19 protein-coding genes and 2 pseudogenes are annotated in these 19638 nt (G+C 66.4%); 10 read left to right on the top strand and 11 right to left on the bottom strand.

The window, feature by feature from the left end:
• Positions 1 to 86: pseudogene (locus tag G3I77_RS39885) on the bottom strand (IS6 family transposase); the annotation flags it as partial.
• 55 nt (positions 87 to 141) lie between these two features.
• On the opposite strand from G3I77_RS39885, the gene G3I77_RS39880 reads away from it, so the two are divergent.
• The gene (locus G3I77_RS39880; protein WP_248512241.1) at positions 142 to 480 is read left to right on the top strand and encodes a hypothetical protein; all 339 of its coding nucleotides are present in this window, start codon (positions 142 to 144) and stop codon (positions 478 to 480) included.
• Positions 481 to 557: 77 nt separating this feature from the next.
• On the opposite strand, the gene G3I77_RS39875 is transcribed toward G3I77_RS39880, so the two are convergent.
• Both G3I77_RS39875 and G3I77_RS39870 read right to left on the bottom strand, forming a co-directional pair.
• Positions 558 to 866: a hypothetical protein gene (locus G3I77_RS39875; RefSeq protein ID WP_248512239.1), complete on the bottom strand. Its 309-nt coding sequence runs from the start codon at positions 864 to 866 to the stop codon at positions 558 to 560.
• A gap of 124 nt (positions 867 to 990) precedes the next feature.
• Positions 991 to 1464, bottom strand: coding sequence for a hypothetical protein (locus tag G3I77_RS39870; RefSeq protein WP_248512236.1), 474 nt, complete (start codon positions 1462 to 1464; stop codon positions 991 to 993).
• A gap of 563 nt (positions 1465 to 2027) precedes the next feature.
• Between G3I77_RS39870 and G3I77_RS39865 the strand changes: the two genes are divergently transcribed.
• Together G3I77_RS39865 and G3I77_RS39860 are read left to right on the top strand one after the other, a co-directional pair.
• Positions 2028 to 3071, top strand: a complete 1044-nt coding sequence (locus tag G3I77_RS39865) for a CPBP family intramembrane glutamic endopeptidase (protein WP_248512233.1) — start codon at positions 2028 to 2030, stop codon at positions 3069 to 3071.
• 334 nt (positions 3072 to 3405) lie between these two features.
• Positions 3406 to 3636, top strand: a complete 231-nt coding sequence (locus G3I77_RS39860; RefSeq protein ID WP_248512231.1) for a bacteriocin immunity protein — start codon at positions 3406 to 3408, stop codon at positions 3634 to 3636.
• A 127-nt stretch (positions 3637 to 3763) separates the two neighbouring features.
• Here the strand turns inward: G3I77_RS39860 and G3I77_RS39855 are convergent, their stop codons facing one another.
• The 4 genes from G3I77_RS39855 to G3I77_RS39840 all read right to left on the bottom strand — a co-directional run bounded on the left by G3I77_RS39855 (position 3764) and on the right by G3I77_RS39840 (position 7647).
• The gene (locus G3I77_RS39855) at positions 3764 to 4165 is read right to left on the bottom strand and encodes a DUF6009 family protein (RefSeq protein ID WP_248512222.1); all 402 of its coding nucleotides are present in this window, start codon (positions 4163 to 4165) and stop codon (positions 3764 to 3766) included.
• Complete coding sequence (locus G3I77_RS39850) at positions 4162 to 5685, bottom strand: phage/plasmid primase, P4 family (RefSeq protein ID WP_248512220.1); 1524 nt, start codon at positions 5683 to 5685, stop codon at positions 4162 to 4164. The genes G3I77_RS39855 and G3I77_RS39850 overlap by 4 nt, the downstream gene beginning before the upstream one ends.
• Positions 5682 to 6794 (bottom strand): bifunctional DNA primase/polymerase, encoded by a 1113-nt coding sequence (locus tag G3I77_RS39845; protein WP_248512216.1) that lies wholly within the window; start codon positions 6792 to 6794, stop codon positions 5682 to 5684. Before G3I77_RS39845 ends, G3I77_RS39850 begins: the two co-directional genes overlap by 4 nt.
• A gap of 574 nt (positions 6795 to 7368) precedes the next feature.
• Positions 7369 to 7647, bottom strand: a complete 279-nt coding sequence (locus tag G3I77_RS39840) for a hypothetical protein (RefSeq protein WP_248512215.1) — start codon at positions 7645 to 7647, stop codon at positions 7369 to 7371.
• 851 nt (positions 7648 to 8498) lie between these two features.
• Between G3I77_RS39840 and G3I77_RS39835 the strand changes: the two genes are divergently transcribed.
• The 6 genes from G3I77_RS39835 (at position 8499) to G3I77_RS39810 (ending at position 14867) form a co-directional block, all read left to right on the top strand.
• Positions 8499 to 9242 (top strand): hypothetical protein, encoded by a 744-nt coding sequence (locus G3I77_RS39835; protein WP_248512212.1) that lies wholly within the window; start codon positions 8499 to 8501, stop codon positions 9240 to 9242.
• A gap of 209 nt (positions 9243 to 9451) precedes the next feature.
• The gene (locus G3I77_RS39830) at positions 9452 to 9982 is read left to right on the top strand and encodes a hypothetical protein (protein ID WP_248512210.1); all 531 of its coding nucleotides are present in this window, start codon (positions 9452 to 9454) and stop codon (positions 9980 to 9982) included.
• A 3-nt stretch (positions 9983 to 9985) separates the two neighbouring features.
• Entirely contained in the window at positions 9986 to 11218 is a 1233-nt protein-coding gene (locus tag G3I77_RS39825; protein ID WP_248512208.1) for an MAB_1171c family putative transporter, read from the top strand.
• Positions 11215 to 12420 (top strand): cytochrome P450, encoded by a 1206-nt coding sequence (locus G3I77_RS39820; protein WP_248512207.1) that lies wholly within the window; start codon positions 11215 to 11217, stop codon positions 12418 to 12420. Before G3I77_RS39825 ends, G3I77_RS39820 begins: the two co-directional genes overlap by 4 nt.
• A gap of 1251 nt (positions 12421 to 13671) precedes the next feature.
• Positions 13672 to 13959, top strand: coding sequence for a transposase (locus G3I77_RS39815; RefSeq protein ID WP_248512205.1), 288 nt, complete (start codon positions 13672 to 13674; stop codon positions 13957 to 13959).
• Positions 13947 to 14867: an IS3 family transposase gene (locus G3I77_RS39810; protein WP_248512198.1), complete on the top strand. Its 921-nt coding sequence runs from the start codon at positions 13947 to 13949 to the stop codon at positions 14865 to 14867. Before G3I77_RS39815 ends, G3I77_RS39810 begins: the two co-directional genes overlap by 13 nt.
• Here G3I77_RS39810 and G3I77_RS39805 read toward each other — a convergent pair.
• From G3I77_RS39805 to G3I77_RS39790, 4 genes and pseudogenes are all read right to left on the bottom strand, one after another.
• On the bottom strand, positions 14845 to 15450 hold the full coding sequence (locus G3I77_RS39805; protein WP_248512195.1) for a hypothetical protein: 606 nt from the start codon (positions 15448 to 15450) through the stop codon (positions 14845 to 14847). The genes G3I77_RS39810 and G3I77_RS39805 overlap by 23 nt on opposite strands.
• A 155-nt stretch (positions 15451 to 15605) precedes the next feature.
• On the bottom strand, positions 15606 to 16718 hold the full coding sequence (locus G3I77_RS39800; protein WP_248512193.1) for a site-specific integrase: 1113 nt from the start codon (positions 16716 to 16718) through the stop codon (positions 15606 to 15608).
• 351 nt (positions 16719 to 17069) lie between these two features.
• Positions 17070 to 17360, bottom strand: a pseudogene (locus tag G3I77_RS39795) (hypothetical protein); the annotation flags it as partial.
• A gap of 66 nt (positions 17361 to 17426) precedes the next feature.
• Positions 17427 to 17750 carry a hypothetical protein gene (locus tag G3I77_RS39790; protein ID WP_248512191.1) on the bottom strand — a complete coding sequence of 108 codons (324 nt, stop codon included), beginning with the start codon at positions 17748 to 17750 and terminating at the stop codon, positions 17427 to 17429.
• Between the two features lie 351 nt (positions 17751 to 18101).
• Here G3I77_RS39790 and G3I77_RS41025 point away from each other — a divergent pair, with 351 nt between their 5' ends.
• A complete protein-coding gene (locus tag G3I77_RS41025; RefSeq protein ID WP_248512189.1) occupies positions 18102 to 19523 on the top strand; it encodes a DUF3710 domain-containing protein in 1422 nt (473 codons plus the stop codon).
• Positions 19524 to 19638 lie beyond the last annotated feature (115 nt).

The raw sequence follows: 19638 nt of genomic DNA, 5'->3' as shown, positions 1-19638 counted from the left end.
GGGAAGCGGAAGTACAGCCACACGCAGTGGGAGATCACCTCGACCGGGTACCGGTGCCCCTTGTACGACGGCGACACGGCCCCCACGAACAACCCCCTCCAGCACGATCAACCAGAAGATCATCCCATCCAGTCAACGAACGTGACAGCGCCGTCGTGCTGGCAGTGGCGTAACTACCAGCCCCGCCACGAAGGGGGAGGGCGGGACGATGCCGAGGTGCTGTTGAACGCGCCGGGACGGCAGCTCCTGGCGGAACTGTGCGGTGTCGAAGAGGACGTGCTCGCACGAACGTTGCCGTCCTGGAGACAGGAAGACGCCAAGCTGCCCGCCGGGCCGGACGCGGTGCCGGCGGCGGCGTGGCGGATCGGTGGCGCGGTCGCCGGGCCGGTGGCGTTCGGCTGCCGCCTGTGCGCCGCCCGGCGTACGGGCACGGTGGTGCGGGTGGTGCGGTACACGCCGCTGTGGCTGGGTGTTGGGTGAACCACTGCCGCGACGTGTGGGTAAGGAGCTGGATGCGGTTCTGCCCGGAGCAACGCCATGCTCCTGCGGCGGCGCCTTTATGCGGCCATGCCGTTCATGACTCGGTAGACGACGTACAGCCCGTACACGGCCAGGAGCGCGCCGAGAAATCGTGTCCACGCGGGCAGTGTTCGGCGCTGGTGGGTGTTCCACATACGGCGAAGGCGCACGACGGCGGACACAGCACCGAGTGCGGCAATCGCTGTGAACACCCAGAACAGCCCGGGTCGATCGTCCGCGGGCGCGTTCTGCACTCCGGCGTTGCCGATGATGAGCAGAAGGTAGGGGGCGATGTACTGAGCCGGGCTGAACTCCCGAACCGTCTCGGAGTTGCCGGAATCGATCATGGGATGCCTCCGCAGCGTGGTAGGTGTCGGCATGGATGTGCGCCCCACGGCCGGGGGAACAACCGTGGGGCGCACATGGGTGTTACAGCCCCCGGGGAGAGGCTGCATCAGGTGACGCGGTACATCACAGGATGATGTCGATGATCCACTCGATGGCTGTCTTGGCGGAGATCGCGCCGCCCAGGGTGAGCGTCTTCTTCACCCAGCCCGGCAGGGAGCTCCACTTCTGCTTGAAGTAGGCCTTGCCCTTCTTCGCCCAGTCGGTCAGCTTCTTCTGCCAGGAGTCGGGCAGCGCCTTGAAGGCCTTCTTGAGGGCCTTCTTCTTGAGCTTGTCCAGCCAGCCCTTGGCAGCGACGTCGTCGCCGGCGTAGACGGCGGTGATCTCGGCCTGGCTGAGGCCTTCCTCTCTCAGGAGCTGCTGGCCCTCGGCGGAGTCGAGGTAGCTGACGAACGCCTCGTGGGAGGAGAACTCGAACTCCGGTTCGACATCCGGGGCGACGGAGGCGGCAGCGGCCATCTCGCGCTGCTCGTGAGCCTGCGCCGCCGTGGTACCAGCGACACCCAGAGTGAGGGCGGCAAGAGCAGTGACCGCACTCATGCGGATATGCCGACGATTCACTATCGTGGTCCTTCGGGTATGACGGTGCGGGCGCTGCCTCCCGGCGCACTGATGGCCTGGAAACCGTGTGCGTCGGGAAGGGTGGTGCCCGCACCCCCGGGTCTCGGTGCCGGGGGCGCCACAGAACCTAGCTCTCTTCCGCTCACCAGTTCCAGATGGTGAGACGCATATGCCCTGAAGCTTTCCTCGCCCCGGAACAGGCATATTGGAAGCACCTCCCAAAACCGGCAGCCAAATACGGACTATTGGCCACGAGCTGGACGCCTGAAAGATCAAACCGGACTGGCTACTACCGCTCCCCCGATACCTCAGGATCTGCTCAACTCCGCAGGAACACGGGCATTTGCTCCTTAAGCACAGCGTCGAGGGCCTCGAAAACGTCACACCAGTGACGACCGTGGTCCCTCCTTCCCTCAAGCACAGGCCGGGGCGGTCTCTGCACCGATGTCTTGAAAGAGACGGGATTTTCCACCCCTGGGCTGAGCGGCCACTCCTGCTACGGGCGGACGCCACGGCGCTTTGCGGTTGGAATGCTGTCGATCATGACAACTGGATCCCGTGACCTCGCCGGCTTCCCCTATCACCGCATGGCCCGCCGTACCGGTCGGCACCGCTGGTGGAGGCCGCTACTGGGCACAACGCTGTTTCTACCGAGCTGGCTTGTGGCCATCCTCTTGCTCTATGCCTTCTCCTACGCCCTGGGGACGGCCGCCGGATACCCTGAATTGCCCGATGGCGGAGTGGACTTAGGGCCGCTGCGCAACACGGTTCTGGACCTGACGTACATCGCCATCGCCCTGCCCCTCATCATGCTCGCGGTGCGATGGACAGAGCGGCGTCCGGCCGGCGCCCTGTCCTCGGTCACGGGGCGGCTGCGGTTCCGCTGGCTGGCCCGGTGCCTGTTGGCCGCGCTCCTCCCGGTGACCCTGCTGGCGCTCACCACCGTCCTTCTGCCGGACGGCGGTGCCGCTTCGGGAGATCCGGCCGCTTGGGTGGGCATGCGGTCCTTCATCATCTCGCTGGCCGTCTTGACCGTCTTCGTTCCGATGCAGGCCGCAGCCGAGGAGTACGTCTTTCGCGGCTGGCTGACTCAGGCCGTCGGCGCCTTCTTGCGCTCGCCGTGGTTGGCCGTGCTTCCCCAGGCCGCGCTGTTCGCAACCGCGCACGGTTGGGGCACAACATGGGGCTTCGTCGACCTGCTGTTCTTCGGCCTGGTGGCGGGATGGCTGACCATTCGCACGGGCGGCCTGGAGGTCACCATCGCCCTGCACATCCTGAACAACCTGTTGGCCTTCGGCGTCTCCGCCGCCGTCGTCGGCGGCCTGTCCTCCGACGACACCGCAGCCGACGCACCCTGGCAACTCGCGCTCGCGGACATGGCAGCCGTCCTGCTCTACGCCGCGATCATCCTGCGCATGGCCCGCCGTCACCGCCCGCAACGTCTCGCACCCGTATTGGCCTCACCGCCGGCGTCGCACCAGCACCAGCCGCTCGTGACGCCGCCGGCGGCCAGCATGCGGCACTCGTACGACACTCCTGCGAACGGGAGGGCAAGCCGGACCGAGGTTCGCGAAAGCGACCTCTGACGGTCTGCCGGCTGCTGCACAAGCACGGTGGAGTGGAGGTGACCAATCCGTTGGTGCCGGCCCATGTCGCTGTTCGCCGGCTGCGGGTACGGCCGAGGCGGGACGCGGATCGCTGAACAGTGCATTGTTCAGACCCGCCAGGCCACAGGAAGCCGTGGTGCTTCGGCGATGTGAAACTCATCTGTCCTGCGGGCGCACGATGTTGATCGGTGGGACACCGGAGACGATGACCGCCCATCCAGTCACACCGTAGGATGATCAGCGAGCGCTTTGCCGCCGAGGACTTGTCCGGCCGATCATGCTGCTCGTTAGGCTGGCGCGTGGCGAGGGTGTGATGGGTGCCGTGGAGATGAGCCGGACTGAAGCGGTTGCGCTCGTGCAGCGGATCATGGATGCGGATTATGCATCCGAGGACGAGGCGGACGGGTGGCTGGATAGCCTCGCCAAAGCCCTGGTCTGTCCAGCTGGCCACGTCAGCGATCTGATCTTCTGGCCTCGAGAGCAAGAGCTTTCGGCCGATGAGGTGGTCGATCGGGCCTTGGCCTATCGTGCGATTGCGTTGTGACACATGCCGTCAGGCAGCTGATCCAGCTAGTCCCACACTTCGCTGGAGGCGTGGTCCGGCAACAAATCCGTGCAAACGGTCAACGCGGACGATCCGCTGCTGCCCAGCGGCCCGGCCTGAGGGTCTGTCAAAGGGGCAGCGTTATACCCAGCTGCTGCATGGCCGTGGAGGGTGGGCCGCCTTCTGAGCGCTCGGTCTTGGAGCCCTTGATTCGGGGTTCAAGGGTTCGAGGGTCGACTCCTTCGGCCGGGGCGCTCTTGGCGTAGAGGCCGTCGGGCTGGCTGTCGCGGTCGTGGGGCAAGAGCCAGAAGACACGGCGGCGGAAGGTTCCAGAGGCGTGGGACGCCTTGGCGTTGGGCCCAAGAATCGCGTAGCCAACCATGCGGCCGTCGCGGTGGTAGGCGGGCTTGCCTTTACGGGTAGGGAGCCGGTCCAGGCTCTGGCGGACGTAGTCGAGCTGGTGGAGGTCCTCCAGCCACACGATCTCGGTTTCGTGGCTGATCTCGTCCGCGCTGATCAGGGAACTCATCCGCTGGTGTCCCTTCCGTCGTCGGTGAGCAGTCCGATGCCCGGGTAGTGCTTGCGCTGATTGGACAGGATCATCTCCTTGGGCGAGGCGAGCCCGACGAGTTCCCGCGTGCGGGAAGCGAACGCGCGCGAGGACATGACCAGGGCGCCTTCATTGTTGCACCAGGCTTTGTAGGCCGCGTAGAGCGCTGTCTGCTCTGCCCGGAGGTCTGGGCCGAGGCGGCAGCATTCTTCGTAGAAGCGCCCGGTGTGGTCTTCGGTTTCGGCGTAGGCGGTGGTGGCGATGCGTACTCGTTCCGGTCCAGCCATGTCGGGGGCGCCGGCGAGGTAGCGGCGGGCGCCGTCGATGAGCCAGCTGAGGATGCCGGGGCCTTCTTCGGTGACGAGGATGTCGGCCAGGTTATCGATCTTGCGGTCGTCGGGAACGATCCGCTCGAAGGGGAGCAGCCGCATGCGGCGCCAGAAGGCGAAGCCTCCGGTGCCGACTTCGGGGCGGGTGTTGCCCAGCAGCCAGAGTTTGTGGGTGGGTTCGAAACTGAAGGGGTCCTGGCGCATGCGGCGAGCCTTGATGCGGTCGCCGCCGGTGAGCAGTTTGACTCGGGCTTCATCGAACTTGTCGCCAGGCTTGATCTCGGAGCATACGTAGATGCGGCGGCCGTGAAGTTCGGCAAGGTCGGTGGGGTGGCCTTCGAATGGTTTGGCCATCAGGAAGCCAGGCGGGGCTGCGTCGGCATAGTCGCCGAGGAGCTTCATCGTGACGTCGAGAAGGACGCTTTTGCCGTTTTTCCCCTTGCCGTAGAGGAAGGGGAGGATCTGGGCGCCGACGTCGCCGGTGATCGAGTATCCGAGCAGGAGGTGCAGGTAGTCGATCATTTCCTGGCCTTCGGCGTCATCGCCGAAGGTGTCGAACAGAAAGCGCAGCCAGCGGGGGGTGGGCATGGCCTGGGGGCCGACGGTGGTGGAGCGGGAGTGGAAGTCCTTGCTCGGGTCGGGTGCCGAGAGCAGGCCGGTGCGTAGGTCGACGACTCCGCGGGGGGTGCACAGGGCGTAGGGGTCGGCGTCCAGGCGGTCGGGGTTGAGGGACATGCCGGGCGCTGATTTGGCTTGGGCGAGCATGGCGTTGATGCCGGTGGTCGATAGGGCCCTGCGGCGGTGCTTGTCCAGGGCTGTGGTGGTGAAGCGACCACGCGGATCGTGGGTGGCGATGTTCTCGGCGAGGTCGCCGGCGGCCCAAAGGATGGTGTCGTCTTCGTCCATTTGCCAGCGGGTGGTGTCCCACCGGAACCAGCCGATCCTGGAGACGTGCCGGTAGTCGGAGGCGTAGAGCTTGACGAAGAGTTTGGCGTTGCCGCGGTCGGTGAGGGTGTCCGGCAATAGGCCGTTGGCGGTCGCTTCGCCGCCGAGAGACCGCTCCGTAGCGGTCTGGGCCGGGACCGGTACGGTGGCGGCCTGGTGGCGGATCTGGGCGGCGACGGCTTCGGGGTCGAACTCGAAGAGGGTCTCGTTGCGGGGCGACGTCACGGGCGCCTCCCGCTGGCATGCAGCGGTCGTTGCTTGCCGGCGGTGAGGCCACTGCGGATGATCTGCTGAATTCGCAGTTCCTGGCCTGGGCGGGCTGTGGCCGCGGTGTCCTTGAGGGCTTGCTCTGCTTCTTCGCTGAGACGGCCGGCCGCGATGAGGCCTCCAAGGGTGTAGGCGGCGCGGTTGAGGGCGTCGGAGAATCCTGCGCCTTCGGTGACTTGGCCGCATGCGGCGATGGGCGCGAGGATTGTGGCCAGGGTGGGTCCGGCGTCCTGGCGGCCGCCGCCTGCGGTAAGAACCGCCTGCTGGGCGCGTGGTGGGACGGGCCTGGGAGCGGGAACGCTGGGTGCGGGCAAGTGCCCGGTGCGGTCGAGTTCCTGAGCGAGCCACAGAGGCAGAGCTGCGGGCTCGCGGGTGTCGCCGATGGGTGTGTAGGTGCCGTGCTGGGTGGTGGTGCCGGGGGCGACGATGTAGCTGCCGTGGGCACGGATGTCGACCTGCCAGGCGAGTGCACGTCCCGGAGTTGAACCGACGGAGGAGAGCCATTGGCGGTTGCCGGTGGTCCGGTACCAGACGTGGAGTCCGCCGGAGGGGGTGCGCACGCGCAGGGTCGTGGTGTCTTCGGCGGGGCTGTTCTGTCCGCGGAGGGCAGCGAGGACTGCCAGGGTGTGGAAGCCCGTGGCCAGCCCAGTGAGGTCGACTTGGTCGCCGATCGGAATGCCGGGCAGGATGCGGTTGCGGGCGGGGGGCTCGGCCTCGTGGGCGTCGATGTCGATGACGACGAGCCCGGCTGGGCCGCAGGAGACGCCGATGCCGAATTCGGGGTTGTGATCCCACCACTGCTGGATGCGGCGCTGGTTGAGCGTTGCTGCGTAGAAGCTGTGGCACCAGCGGCCGGCTGGCAAGCAGGCACAGTCGCTTGGGGCGTGGGCGTTCTCGCGGCAGTCGCTGCAGTTTCCGGCCGGTGACTTGTGGCCTGGGGAGAGAGGGTGGACTGGCCAGCCTCGGCGGGCGCACCACTGCGCTGCGAGGAGGCTGGGGGCAGCGACTGAAGGAAGGAGGGGGGGAAGTTCTGGTTCGCTGCTAGAAAAGCGCAGCTCAGTAGGCATGCGCACCCCCAATCAGCGACCGAAGCGACTCAATGATGGACACAGACTAGCGAACCCTGCTGGTGAGGGCGTGGAGCACATGCGGAACGTCCCTAGCCCTGTGCTTGTGGCGCCTGCGGCAGGTGTCCTGCCAGCGACCGAACGATGGGTACAGCGACTCTGGCACGTTGAGTCGCTGCTCATCAGCCACATCAAAAAGTCCAGCTCAGAGAGGGCCCTGTACCCAGAACAGCGACTGAAGCGACTGAAGCTCTCGATATATCACGCACACGCACACCACCTACGAGACTCATATATGCCGAACCTCAGTCGCTTCGGTCGCTGCGAACTTGGCACCCCTCGGCTGACCTGGCGTGTTTCCCCCTCGCGTGGCAGCGACTGTTCTCCTTAGTCGCTGCCCATTGAGTCGCTGCCCGTCGGGCTAGCGACTCAAGCGACTCTTTCCCGGTGCTGCGCGAATCTGGTGAGCTGGGGCCAGTTGCCCGAAACCCTCACATGTCGCTCCGGCGCACCGTGGCTCTTGTGCCGCCGTGGGTCTGCGTTTTCGGCGGCCGGTTGGCCGTGGGTCGATGGCCTACGCGGCGCTTCGTTCGTACAACCGCTGCCTAGCCCGGTTGCCGATCCTGCGGATCCCCCTGCGGGTGCTGTTGAGCCTCCGAGAGAGAGTGGCGATCAGTTGCATGGACTCACCGAACTGATCGAACAAGTCGGGGTTGGCCGGCGCCCAGGAGCCGTCTGGGGCGTGTTCGTCGGCGATGCTGCGGCAGGTAGTGAGCAGCGCCGACATCAGGTGGTGGAACTCATCGACGTCGGCCTGAGTGAAGTCATCGGTGTGCAGCTGCGGCGTGATCAACAGGTCCTCCTGTGGGCACCGACGGTCTGAGAAGAGTGGCGGGCGTGGGGGTGTTTGAACCTGGTGAGAAGCACTCGCTCTGCTCCAGAGCGAAGCTCACTTCGTGCTTGTGCCCCTCGTTGACCGGCATGCGCCGTGTTCCAGGCTGGCCTGTTCTGGGGATGCATTGCCTTGTCATCGTGTCCGGGATCTTGGAGAGGCTGCCGGATCGAGTGCGACGACCTTAGTGCAGTGTCCGGGTACGTCACAGGAAGCCTCCCGCTGACATGCCCGTCCCCCCAGTTGCCGCACCTGGTCGCAGAACAGGGCTGTCTATCTCCGACACTGCAGGGAGCGGTGTTGCTGCAGTTCGCGGCCGCCGCTGTGGCAGCCGGAGCAGCTGTGTGTGAGGCCTCCCCGGCTGACGCTCTGTCTTGGGGTAGCCGCGCACGTTGTGGGTTCCTCGCCGCAGCTGCTTCCTTCTCATTTTCCCCCTTCTCACTGCACTCCCGGTCATGCGTGCACCGAAGTACCTCGCCCCGGGCACGTGCCGGTCAATACGGGCGATCTCGAAGAAAGGTGGTCAGCCTCCCTCGAGCCGAGGTTGCGCAGGAGCCCGTCCGTAGGGGTGGCAGGCCTCGGGCCGGTCTGCTGCTTTGACAGTCCGTTGCCCTTGGCCAGACGCGTCCCGCCTACTATCGAATGCCTGCGAGGGCCTAACGAGCCCAGGTGACTAGTTCGTTAGGCACGGAGTGACCCTAGTCGGCGACACACAGCCACTGTCAAGCTGGCTAGGCGGGCGTGTCGCTAGAGTTGATGGAATGTCAAACGAATTTGATGGCGCCTCGGCTAAGGAGTAGTGAGTCTGATACATGGGTGAGAGCACGCCAGGAGGACGAGGGCTGATCGCTGAGCGGCTGGACGCGTTGATCCGGGCCGGGCACGCGGCCGGGGGTGGGCCGCTGAGCGAACGTGAGATCGCCAGGAGCAGCCGGGAGCACGCCAAGGCGCATCCGGGAGCCCCTACTGTCAGCCACCAAACGGTCGCCAACATCCGGGACGGAGTGGTGCGGAACCCTGGGGTCGACAGTCTGCGCGCTTTGGCGAACGTCTTTGGCGTGAAGCTCGGCTACTTCCTGGAAGAGGAGGACCCGGTGGCGCAGCAGTCTGAGGGGGGCACAGAGCGGCCGGCCCTTCCGTCATCGGCCGCTCTGAGCCTCGCGGCCAGACTCAATCGACTATTCGAGACGATCCACCCCAAGGGCCGAGGCGCCTACAGCTCCCGCGAAGTCGCGGAAGCTCTCGTCGAGCGCGGCGGGAACATCAATGAGAGTCAGGTGGAGCGTCTACGCAAGGGCATGTGGGACTCCACAAGCTATGAGCACTTCGAAGCCTTGGCGTCCTTCTTCGGGGTACCGATTGCCTACTTCACCAACGATGGGGTCGCCCGCCAGGTCAGCGTGGATCTCGACCTTGTGGAGGCGCTCAAGGCTGAGGATGTGGGCCCTCGTCAGATCGCCCTGCGGGCTGTGGCGGATCTGGACGATGAAGCTCTCCAGGCGCTCGTGCCCGTGATTGAACACCTGCGTCAGGCAAGCAACCGGCAGCGGATGTGAGAAGAAGAGGAGAGGCAGCGACCTGCTGGCAGGGCGACCGCCGCGTGGCCACTTCTCGCCACGATGGTGAAGGCCGTGAAGTAGGATCTTGTGGCTTATCTGGGCTTCCACTGTCGTCGGCCCGAGCCGCCGCGCGGTGCAAGGGGGGCAACCGCAACGTGATCTTTCTGCAATGGCAGTGGGCCAATGATTTTCCGGAAAGAGCGAGGATGAACGACAGCGCTTTACGCCGCCATTGCAGGGACATCGTCGGACAACTCGACCTCCCAAAGCCGTTCAACATAAATGATCTCGTCGACCAGGTGGAAGAGCGTCGCGGCCGGCCCATCTCCCTTGTTCCCATGCCGCTCCCCGCTGACCGGGGCCCCTGCGGCCTGTGGGTGGCCACACCCGAGGTGGACTACGTCATCTACCAGGCGAACACCAGGAAGGCCCACCAAGGGCACATCGTCCTTCACGAGATCGGCCACATGCTGTGTGACCACAGGGCGACACCTGCCGAGGAGAGAGAAGTCTCACGCCTCCTTCTGCCGAACATCGACCCTTCGGTCGTCCGTGTCGTACTCGGCCGGACCCGCTACGATCGCAACGAGGAGAAGGCCGCTGAACTCGTCGCCTCCCTAATCCCGCTCATGGCTGAGAGCACGTCATCCCCGTCGGCAACAGCTCCTCCCCATGTTGCGACCCTAATCAGCCACCTGGAGCGCTCGCTGGAGCGAAGCTCCGCCCACGAGGCCTAGTCGATGCTGTTCATCATCGTCTACGGGGCCCTGTCGCTCATCACATGGAGCGCCTTCGCCGTCAAGCTTAAAGATCTCGCACGAGATTGGAAGAACACGGAGCTGCAGCTGCTCTGTTTAGCGATCAGCACGTTCGCGGCCCCCTTCTTCTTTGCTATGCCCCCTGTCTATGTACGCATCGATGCCCTGCTCGGCAGGCCCAACATTGCCACCCTCATCATTTACACCTCGGTGGCCATCTGCCTCACATCGTTCCTGGCCCTCCTCGTTAGCTGGTCATCCGCGCAGTCCAAGGTCCGGCTTCGGCATCGACTTATCGTCGGCTACGCCATCGTCACCGTCGTGGCGATGACCGTGTTCTTCTTCCTCGGGTCGGTCGACGACGCAGAGCACCCCACAGACTTCGACGTCCACTACTCCGACGATCCTTACATCTCCGCGTTCTTGCTGATCTACCAATGCCTGTTCACCGTGAGCATGCTCAGCCTGATCCGCATGTGCTGGCGCTACTCAGCAATCGTTGACAAACCCTGGTTGCGACGAGGCCTCCGCATCGTCACCGCCGGCGCCGTTGCTGGGCTCGGCTACTGCCTGCCCAAGGTCATCACTCTCGTCTGGGACATGGTTGGCGTCTCACCCCTCAACACCGTCAACTCTGTCGTCGCCCCGATGTTCGCCAGCGCGGCCGCCGCGCTCTTTGCCATCGGCTTCACCATGCCGGTCTGGGGTGTCCGCCTCAGCGCCACTACGTCTTGGATGGCCGACTACCGTGCCTTCTGGCGCCGCTACCCCCTCTGGCAGGCCATCACCCAGACCTTTCCCGAAGTCGTTCTCGTCCCCACGCCGGCATCACGCCTCGAGCTGGCCCGTGAACTGGCGTTCTACCAGGGACGCCAGGTGATCGAGATCCTCGACGGTGAAATGAGGCTTCGCCCTCACTTCAGGGCCGCAACCAGAGACCTGGCCCGCACCCTGTGCGCTGAGCACCACATCACCGGCGTCCGGGCAGACGCCTTGGAGGATGCCGTTCAGATCGCGGCTGCCCTTCGAGCACATTCCGCCGGCCAGGAAGCACCGCGGCAAACCGAGTACGAACCGGAATCTGCTGACGGCGACCTGGGCAAGGAAGCTGTCCGTCTGGCCCACGTTGCCGATGCCTTCCGCGCTTCCCCCCTCGTCCCGGCTGCCCTCGCCCGTCTCACACCACCTGCCGCAGCGAAGCGAACTGAGCCATGACACTTTTCGACCACAAACTCATAGAAGGCCCCACCGCCGCCTATGCCCGCCTGCGCGAAAGCGCCGCGGTGCACCGCACCACGACTCCAGAAGGTGAGCCACTTTGGGTGATCACCCGCTACCGCGAGGCCCGCGCCTCGCTGGCGGACGGTCGCCTGTCGCTGGACAAGGCGAACGCGAAGACCAGCGGTAACTATCAGTCGTCCATGCCACCCGAGCTCGATGCCCACCTGCTCAACATGGACCCACCCGACCACACCCGTCTACGCCGCCTCATCGCCGGATCCTTCACACCGCGACGCATCGCAGCTCTCCGCTCCCGGATCCAAGGCATGACCGACGCCCTCCTCACCACGCGGGCCGATACGCACATGGACCTCATGGACGTCCTGGCCACCCCGCTCCCTATGGGCGTCATCTGCGAGTTGCTCGGCATTCCTGAGGACGACCGCCACGACTTCAGAACCTGGACCGACACCCTGCTCTCCCCTACAGCCGGCTCAGCAAGAGACTCGCGCAAAGCGATGCGTCAGATGCACCAGTTCCTGACCGGTGTCATTCAGGCCAAGCGCAGCCAGGCATCCGACGATCTGCTGTCAGCTCTCGTCCACGCCCGCGACGACCACGGCAGCCTCAGTGAACAAGAACTTCTCTCCCTCGCGTTCCTCACCCTGTTCGCCGGATACGACAACGCGGTCCACCTCATCGGCAACGCGGTCCTTGGCCTGCTCCTGCACCCGCAAGTCATGCACCAAGTCCGGCAACACACACTGCCGGTCCAAGCTGTGATCGAGGAAACCCTGCGCTGGAATCCACCCTTCCCCCTGGGGGTACGCAGGTTCGCCCTGGAGGACATCACCATCGATGACATCGTCATCCCGGCCGGCGGCCGCGTGTGGATCTCCATCGCCTCCGCGAATAGGGACGACCGCGAGTTTCCCTCACCCGATTCCTTCACCCCAGGCCGCCCCTCCACCCACCTGGCATTCGGCCACGGCATTCACTACTGCCTCGGCGCACCACTTGCACGCCTGGAGGCAGAGATCGCTATCAACTCCCTCTTAGAGTATTTCCCCGCCCTAGAACTTGCCGTACCCCTCGAGGACCTGGCCTGGTGGCCCTCCTTCCACAAACGCGGGCTCCGCGGCCTGCCGGTATGGACACGACCACTGAAGCCCGGTACGGCCGTCGCGCGAGGATGACGCCGCTTCAGCGGCGAGCGATAAAGCCGCGCCGGTAGCGGTTGACGGTGGCACCACCCGGCCGCTCGAGCTGATGACCTTCACCAACGGCACCCTGTTCCGGCCAAGGGCCTACGCCGAACTCCTGGACCGCTGGGGGACAGGCGGAGGAGGAGGACCTGGTCGCCCAGGCCCGTATCTGCAAGCTACTCAGGGGCCGCGCGCCGAGCCCGCACGGCTACGTCACCCTGCACCCGCCGTGCTCGGGATCTGCCTCCCAGCGGTACACCGGTCACCTGCACGGCGCGCTGTAAACCGGATCGGAAGTGGTAAGGCTCCGTGAGTAGCTCTTACGTCCCCAGCCCTCCCACCGAGGCACCCGTCACGATCACTCGTGACATCCTGCGCCTCCTGGCCCTGGTCTACGTCTCCACCGCCGGCCGCCGCGTCCTGGACCAGCTGCTGTACCTCAGCGACCCGGAGACCGGCACCGCCGAGATCAGCCAGAATGAGATGGCACGCGAGCTGGGCGCGAGCAAGCCGACCGTGAACCGCGGCTTCAAGCTGCGCGAGTGCGGACTCGCCTGGGGCCTCGAGGACGGCCGCTACCAGCTCCACCCGCTGCTGACCGGCGCGTCTCCTCCCCCGTCATGGTGGTGCCCGAGATCATGGCCGCCGACCCCGAGGGCTTCACCGAGCAGCGACGGGCCCGGTTCGCCGCCCAGGTGGCCAGTCTCGCCGCCACTGGCTGAACACCCCACCGAGGGCCCTGAACGGCCGGCCTTCCAGCGGCCTCCTGGCCCCGCGAATACACGCAGGCGCTGCACCTCAGGGTGCGGCGCCTCCTTCATGCCCGTCCGCGATCAAGCCGGCAGCACTACGTAAACCGGCTTGTTTTGGGAGAGCAGAACAAACGCCAGCCGCCCTCGCCCGCCGCGAGCAGCGGGCGGCCGGTAGCACCAGGTGAACCGGCTTGTTCTGGAGGAGCAGAACAACCGGCGGCTCCTCGGAGCGCGAACTCTGTATGCAACAGCCGTGCATGGATCTCCTGCCGGACATGGCAGATCTGCGCTGTCGTGCAGCAGCCGGGACGGGCCCGCGGTCCTGCTGTCTGGCCCTGGAGCAGCAGACGTCGGCTGGGTAGCAGCGCGGCCCGAGCAGCGTGCAGCAGCTGGTCGTGCTGCACCGCTTGGGGCCGGCCTGCTACCCGTGCAGCACCCTGTCCCTCCCCTCGTAGCGTGAAGACCGTGACTGCAGGGGAAGTTGGGAGTCATGGCGGAGAAGCGACGGAAGTTCGATCCGGAGTTCCGTGAGGGGGCCGTACGGATCGTCACGGAGACCGGCAAGACGATCGCCGAGGTCGCCGAGGACCTGGGAATCAACGAGACCACCCTGGCGAGCTGGGTCTCCCGCGCCCGCCGGGCAGGGACCGCACCGGTCGGCGGGAGCGACGAGCTGGAGCGGTTGCGGCGGGAGAACGCCCAGCTCAAGCGGGACAACAAGGAATTGGTCATGGAGCGTGATGTCCTCAAACGCTGCATGGTCCTGTGGGTGAAGTAGCCGTGGCGGACCCGGCGTCTGTCGTCGGGGTGATCAGCGACTTCAGGACCGAGCACGGCATTTCGCACCGCGTCTCCTGCCGCGCCCTGGGCGTGAGCGAGTCGTGGTTCTACAAACACCGCACCCGCCAGCCCACCCGCCGTGAGCTGCGCAGACAGCACCTGATCGAAGCGGTGAAGGAGGAGTTCGACACCTCCGGCGGCACCTACGGCTCACCGAAGATCTGGATCAGGCTGGTGAGGCAGGGCTGGCGGGTCTCGGTGAACACCATCGCGAAGATCATGGCCGAGCTCGGCCTGGTCGCACGGAAGGTGCGTAGACGGCGGGGGCTGACCCGGCCGGGGAAACGGCCGGCCGCCCCGGACTTCGTGCGCCGCGACTTCACCGCCGAGGCACCCGACCTGGTCTGGTGCGGGGACATGACGGAGATCGAGACCGGCGAGGGCAAGCTGTACCTGGCCACGGTCATCGACCTGTTCTCCCGCCGCCTGCTCGGATATGCGACGGGCGCTCGCCACGATGCCGAACTGGTCGTTGCCGCCCTGCACATGGCCGCGGCGACCCGCGGCGGCGACGTGCGCGGTGTCATTTTCCACACGGACCGCGGCAGCGAGTACGGCTCACGGAGGTTCCGCCGGGCCTGTCGCCGGCTGGGCGTCTTCCAGTCCATGGGCCGGGTCGGCTCGTGCTTCGACAATGCCGTCAGCGAGGCGTTCAACAGCGTTCTCAAGGTCGAGTACGTCCACCGGCACACCTTCGCCACACGCACCGAGGCCCGGATCCGGATCGCCACCTGGATCACCGACTTCTACAACAGCCGTCGGCTACACAGCGTGTGCGGCTTCAAGAGCCCGATCGACTACGAACACAGCTACCAGGCCAGCCTCACCGAGGAACTGGCTGCATAGGAAGGTCTCCACAGATCGGGGGGATTGACAGAAACAGGCCGCGGCTCTGAAGCAGGGCGTAGGCGAGTCGCGTGTGGCTCGTGGAGGTCCCCGTGGCCGCCAACAGCAGTTCGAGGACATCGCCGACCACGATGTCGTCGATGCTGCCGCCCTTCGCCGCGAGGATGCGGGCCACGGCCTTGAGCGCCTTCGATGTGCGCCGCGGGTCCGGCTGTCCGGGCATGCGTGCGTCACGAAGTTCGGTAAATCCCCTGGGATCGCGGGCGGCTTCGATGGCTTCGCGCAGGTGAGGGGACAGGCTGCTGGCGAGCCACGGCATGCTGGGACGGATGACATCAGCGCAGACCAGGGCCAGCAGCCCGGACCCGAGCCCTGCCTTCTGCGGCCTCCTGCCGTGAACGATCCCCCAGGCAAGCGGGGCCTCGGTCCAGCCGACCGAGGTGGCGGAGCCCGGGCTGGCGTTCCAGCGTTGCTGCCAGGTCTTCCCCTCGAAGGTCTCCAGCCATCGCAGCAGCAGGCGCGCACCGACCATCCGCATCTGGTGGGTGGAGTCCTTGCCGTTCTTGAACGGCGGCCGCTCCAACCTGTGGAGGACCTCCTCGCGGGAGATCCGGGTAGTGGGCCAGTCGGTTCCCGGGCTACGTGGCGGAAACCTCTGCAGCTGGGCATCGATCTCGCTGCCGGCCAGGCTCTTCGCGGTCAGGGCCGGCGGGGTGACGAGCGGGACGGTGGTAGTTGTCACCCGGGGCTCCCGCCGAAGAGGACGTCGAGGGAGTCCCGGTTGTAGGCCGGCGCGGGTGGGGCCGGAGGCGGGTTGTTGCGCTTGTGCTCCTGGCGGGCGTGGTGTGCGAGCCCTGCTGAGATGACGTCGTCCCTGGTGGGACGGTTGTAGATGTCCAGGGTGGACAGATGCTTATGGCCGAGGATGTGCTGGACGTAGACGGGCGGCATGTTCGGGTCTTCGAGCATCAAGAACGTCGCCGTGTGCCGTAGGTCGTGGAGGGTCCAGTTGGAGCCCAGGAGGTCGTTGGCGCGGTTGAACATCATGCGGGCGGCGTCGTACTCCAACGGCCGCCAGGGGCGGCGCAGTGTCCACCACAGCGGCTGCGCGCGGCGGCGGGGGACGCCCTTGTTCCAGGATTCTTCCTGGTAGAGCCGCAGCCAGACGAACGCGTCGGGGGTGGCGGGCAGTTCCTGGTAGGCGCGCGTGCCCTTGCGGATCACGCCGATGGTCTGCTGGCCGACGACCGCATCGCCCTGCTTGGCCGTGAGCAGTTCCTCGGCGCGGGCGCCGGTGGCGACCCAGAAGGCCAGGAGGGCACGGTCACGGTGCGAGCGGAGACCCGCGAAGACTTCGGTGTACTTCTCGTCGGGGATGCGGCGCGGGATCCGCTTGGGGACCTTGGGCCGGTAGAGGCCGGTGCGCTGCTTGTTGTGTTCCTTCTCGGGGTTGTGGTGGGCGTTGGCTCGCGCAGAGCGCCGGCTGCGGACCAGGGGGAAGGGATTGACCAGCAGTGATCCGGTGTTGCGCTCCAGGTGGAAGTCGTAGAAGGTCCGGAGCACCGTCTCGCAGTGTGCCCGGGTAGTGGGCGCGTACTTCTTGCCGAGGGTGGGCTTGCCCGTCACCGGGTTCGGGGATCCCGGCGCCGGACTGTCACGCCGGGCCGGAGGTATCTCGGCAGGGTCCTTGCCGCGGTAACGCCAGTGGACGCGTACCGGCTTGTCCGCCAGCTTCATCCACAGCATGAAGTCCCGGGCATCCTCTCGAACCGCGCGGTCCCACTCGATGCCGAAAGCCCACAGGTAGCGCCACCAGCGCAGCAGATCCATCCCGTACGAGCGTGGCGTCAACGGCGAACTGTCCGCTGCCATCAGGTCTCTGAGGTACGTGGCGACAGGCTCGATCGGCCGTCCGAACGAGTCCAGCACCTGATACGGCTCCCAGGGGTCTCCCGTCTCCAGTAATTGGCCTGACTCAGGCAGCACAAAGTTCTTCAAATCCCTGCCGGGACGCTGTTCACCGGACATGCCAGGAAGCTAGCAGAAACCCCATCTGACCTGCGAGAACGCGTGAGTTAGTTCGGTCAATGTGCCTGTCGCCCGCTCGACACCCCAGATAACACCGTCCGCTGCCTCAGCCGACCACAGCGCGGGCCCCCAGGGGCGTCCTGGGGGCCCGCGCTGGCTCGTGCAGTGGGGCGGTCAGCTGGTGCTGCCGAGGGCGTTTACGAGGTCGGCGGGGTCGGGGGTGGTGCCGGTGGCGAGGTGGCGAACCCCGGGGCCGGGCGGGGGCCAGGCTGCGCCCCGGCCGAGCGGATGGCGACGCGAGGTCGAGGTGCGCCAGCCGTGCCGCTCGGACCACACCAGAGCCGCAGCCGGCGCTTCGGGGCCGTCCAGGACGAGCGCGGCAAAGCACTCATCGCCCTGAGAGTGCTCCACGGCCGGCGGGGTGTCGGTGGTGGTCCAGCCGCGGGCGTGCAGGGCACGGGCGACGTCGGCGAGGTAGGGGCGCGCCTGGCGGCCGCGCTGGTAGTCCGGGCCCTCGTCGACGCGGAGGTGCTACGTGCTCGGAGTGGCCGGCGGCTCGGGCGAGTGGGTGCTTGTCGTGGTCGCGGGCGTCGCGGTGGGGGTTGGGGCCGGCGGCGTGGCGGGCTGGGAGTAGCCCGGTACCGGTGTGGGTTCGTGGTCGGCGGGCGGGTTGGAGACCCCGAACAGGAAGGCGAGTGCCACCAGGGTGACGGAGCCGGCCGTGAAGGAAACGCCTATGTCGCCGGTTGGCGGGTTCGTAGTGGAGGTGGCGCGGGTGTGCCGGTAGACGGCGTATCCGACGGCAGCCGAGACGAGGAAGATCAAGCCCGCTCCGACGTCGATGGGTACGTTCATAACCAGGCCTTCGGGCTCGGGGGCCTGCCCGCCTCGACTCTCACATCAACCGCGGGCAGGCCCTGCTTGGCCTCTCGCGGGTGCGGAGGCCCCGCTTCGTCCTGTCGCCGTCCCGGTTCGGGATGACATCTGTGCGAAGCGGTGGCCGCCATGGTGCGTTGGTGATCTGATTGTCCGTCTGGCCGAATCCGCTTGCGGCAGGTCAGAGGGGGAAAAGGCGGGGACAAGTACGGACAGTGTGGGAGCGAGGGGGGTCCCTGGATGACACAGAACACGAGGCCGGGGAGGCAGGCAGGGCCGCTGGCGGGGGACACACCGGAGGCAGCGGAGCTGGCGAGGTGGGTCTGTGCGGTGACGAAGGCTCTCACTCTGCGCGAGCTTGAGGAGCGCTTCAAGTACGGGCGCACCCAGTGGGGTCAGTTCCGCAAGGGTGCCAAGGTTTTACCGAGCTGGTTTGTGAGCGACTTGGTGCGGGCGCTTGTGAAACCGCAGGCCCAACAGGCGCAGTTGAAGCTGGGGCTTCGCTTGCAGAAGGCAGCCGAAGCGGCAGCGGTGGCTCGTGAGGCCCGCAACGGCAGCGTCCCCATGGGCACCGAAGGGGAGCTGCAGTTACGCCTGGATCAGGCCCGTAAGGCGACCATCGAGGCGCAGAAGACGCTGATGGGTACGACCCAGCTCGTCTACATGCTGCTGCAGTTGGTGACGTCCTTGCAGAGTCGTTGTGAGGCACTGGAGCGTGAGAGGGATCGCGCTACTGCACAGGCCGCATCCCTGGATCTCGTGCAGCGGGAGCTTGAGGAGACCAAGCAGAAGGTCGTGTCAGCGAAGAAGAAGCTGAAGCGAGCGCGTCAGACACGTGAGGCAGCGGAAGAGCTGAACGTCACGGCGGAGGTGACCGCCGCGCGGCACGAGTTTGCCCTGGAGAGCGTACGGGCCGCGTCGCTGGAGACCTCCGACACGACAGATGACCGGGTCGAGGAGTCGTCCACTACTGCGGCGGACACCCGCTCGGTCGTGGACGAGCTGCGGCCTCTGTGGGAGTACGACGCGGACCTGGAGGTGGCCGACCAGCAGATGGAGGCCCACGAGGCCGAGCTGGATGAGCTGCGGGCCCAGATGGGCATCGACGCCTCCGAGGACGAAGCGCAAGCGCAGGTGGGCATCGACGCCTTCGAAGGCGAGCACGTCCTGCGGGGAATGGTTGTCCGCGAGGAGGCAGCGGACAACCCAGCCGTACCGGAAGACGGCGGGTACGGCTACAACGCGCCTGGTCAACCAGGGCAGGACGCCATGCAGCGCATGCGGGAGTGGGTAAAGGCCAACCCCAACAGGCCGCCTGACGCTCCTCGGGACATCGCGCGGGTGGAGGACCCTGCACCTGGGCGGCTGCACCTGGGCGCGCTGTACGTCCCCGAGGTGCAAGGTGTCCGTCTGCACTTTGGGCTTCTCGACGGCAAGCCTGTCGGGCTGATCGCGGAGATCGACGACTACCACTTCGAGATCCAGGTGCTGAAGGGCGCTTGGGATGGACGGTCCTGGAGCGCAGAGTGCTTCGATGAGGTCCGCCGCGGGCTTGAGCAGCGCGGGCAGGTCAGTGATTGGGACCACGGCGACCTCCTCCCCGGCTGGGGGCCGTCGCTTGCCACCTCCTACAGCGTCCCTTCCACCGTGAGCGGACGCATGGCGCGCTATCAACTCTGTGTCACCGGATGCGACGGTCCCGGTTGGGTCCTGCGCCTGACGTACTTCCGCTCACCGTTCAGTGGACGTTAAGTCCGTTTCTGGTAGCGGCCTCGTCCGGGCTGGGTGAGGAAGCCTTGCCGGAGGAGGCGTCCGAGACGGCTGCGGGTGATGTTGACGGATGCCTCGTCGGTAGGCATGCCGAGGA

Source organism: Streptomyces sp. D2-8 (genome assembly GCF_023184515.1).
Taxonomy (GTDB): Bacteria; Actinomycetota; Actinomycetes; order Streptomycetales; family Streptomycetaceae; genus Streptomyces.
The sequence above is the reverse complement of the archived record's forward strand: the minus strand, read 5'-3'. Positions and strand labels throughout refer to the sequence as shown.

What these genes read in the sequence shown, in the direction of transcription:
- G3I77_RS39845 (WP_248512216.1), bottom strand. Translation starts at nt 6,794, where the DNA reads ATGCCTACTGAGCTGCGCTTTTCTAGCAGCGAACCAGAACTTCCCCCC.
- G3I77_RS39855 (WP_248512222.1), bottom strand. Translation starts at nt 4,165, where the DNA reads ATGAGTTCCCTGATCAGCGCGGACGAGATCAGCCACGAAACCGAGATC.
- G3I77_RS39870 (WP_248512236.1), bottom strand. Translation starts at nt 1,464, where the DNA reads ATGAGTGCGGTCACTGCTCTTGCCGCCCTCACTCTGGGTGTCGCTGGT.
- G3I77_RS39865 (WP_248512233.1), top strand. Translation starts at nt 2,028, where the DNA reads ATGACAACTGGATCCCGTGACCTCGCCGGCTTCCCCTATCACCGCATG.
- G3I77_RS39825 (WP_248512208.1), top strand. Translation starts at nt 9,986, where the DNA reads ATGCTGTTCATCATCGTCTACGGGGCCCTGTCGCTCATCACATGGAGC.
- G3I77_RS39835 (WP_248512212.1), top strand. Translation starts at nt 8,499, where the DNA reads ATGGGTGAGAGCACGCCAGGAGGACGAGGGCTGATCGCTGAGCGGCTG.
- G3I77_RS39815 (WP_248512205.1), top strand. Translation starts at nt 13,672, where the DNA reads ATGGCGGAGAAGCGACGGAAGTTCGATCCGGAGTTCCGTGAGGGGGCC.
- G3I77_RS39790 (WP_248512191.1), bottom strand. Translation starts at nt 17,750, where the DNA reads ATGAACGTACCCATCGACGTCGGAGCGGGCTTGATCTTCCTCGTCTCG.
- G3I77_RS39860 (WP_248512231.1), top strand. Translation starts at nt 3,406, where the DNA reads ATGGGTGCCGTGGAGATGAGCCGGACTGAAGCGGTTGCGCTCGTGCAG.
- G3I77_RS39830 (WP_248512210.1), top strand. Translation starts at nt 9,452, where the DNA reads ATGAACGACAGCGCTTTACGCCGCCATTGCAGGGACATCGTCGGACAA.
- G3I77_RS39820 (WP_248512207.1), top strand. Translation starts at nt 11,215, where the DNA reads ATGACACTTTTCGACCACAAACTCATAGAAGGCCCCACCGCCGCCTAT.
- G3I77_RS39875 (WP_248512239.1), bottom strand. Translation starts at nt 866, where the DNA reads ATGATCGATTCCGGCAACTCCGAGACGGTTCGGGAGTTCAGCCCGGCT.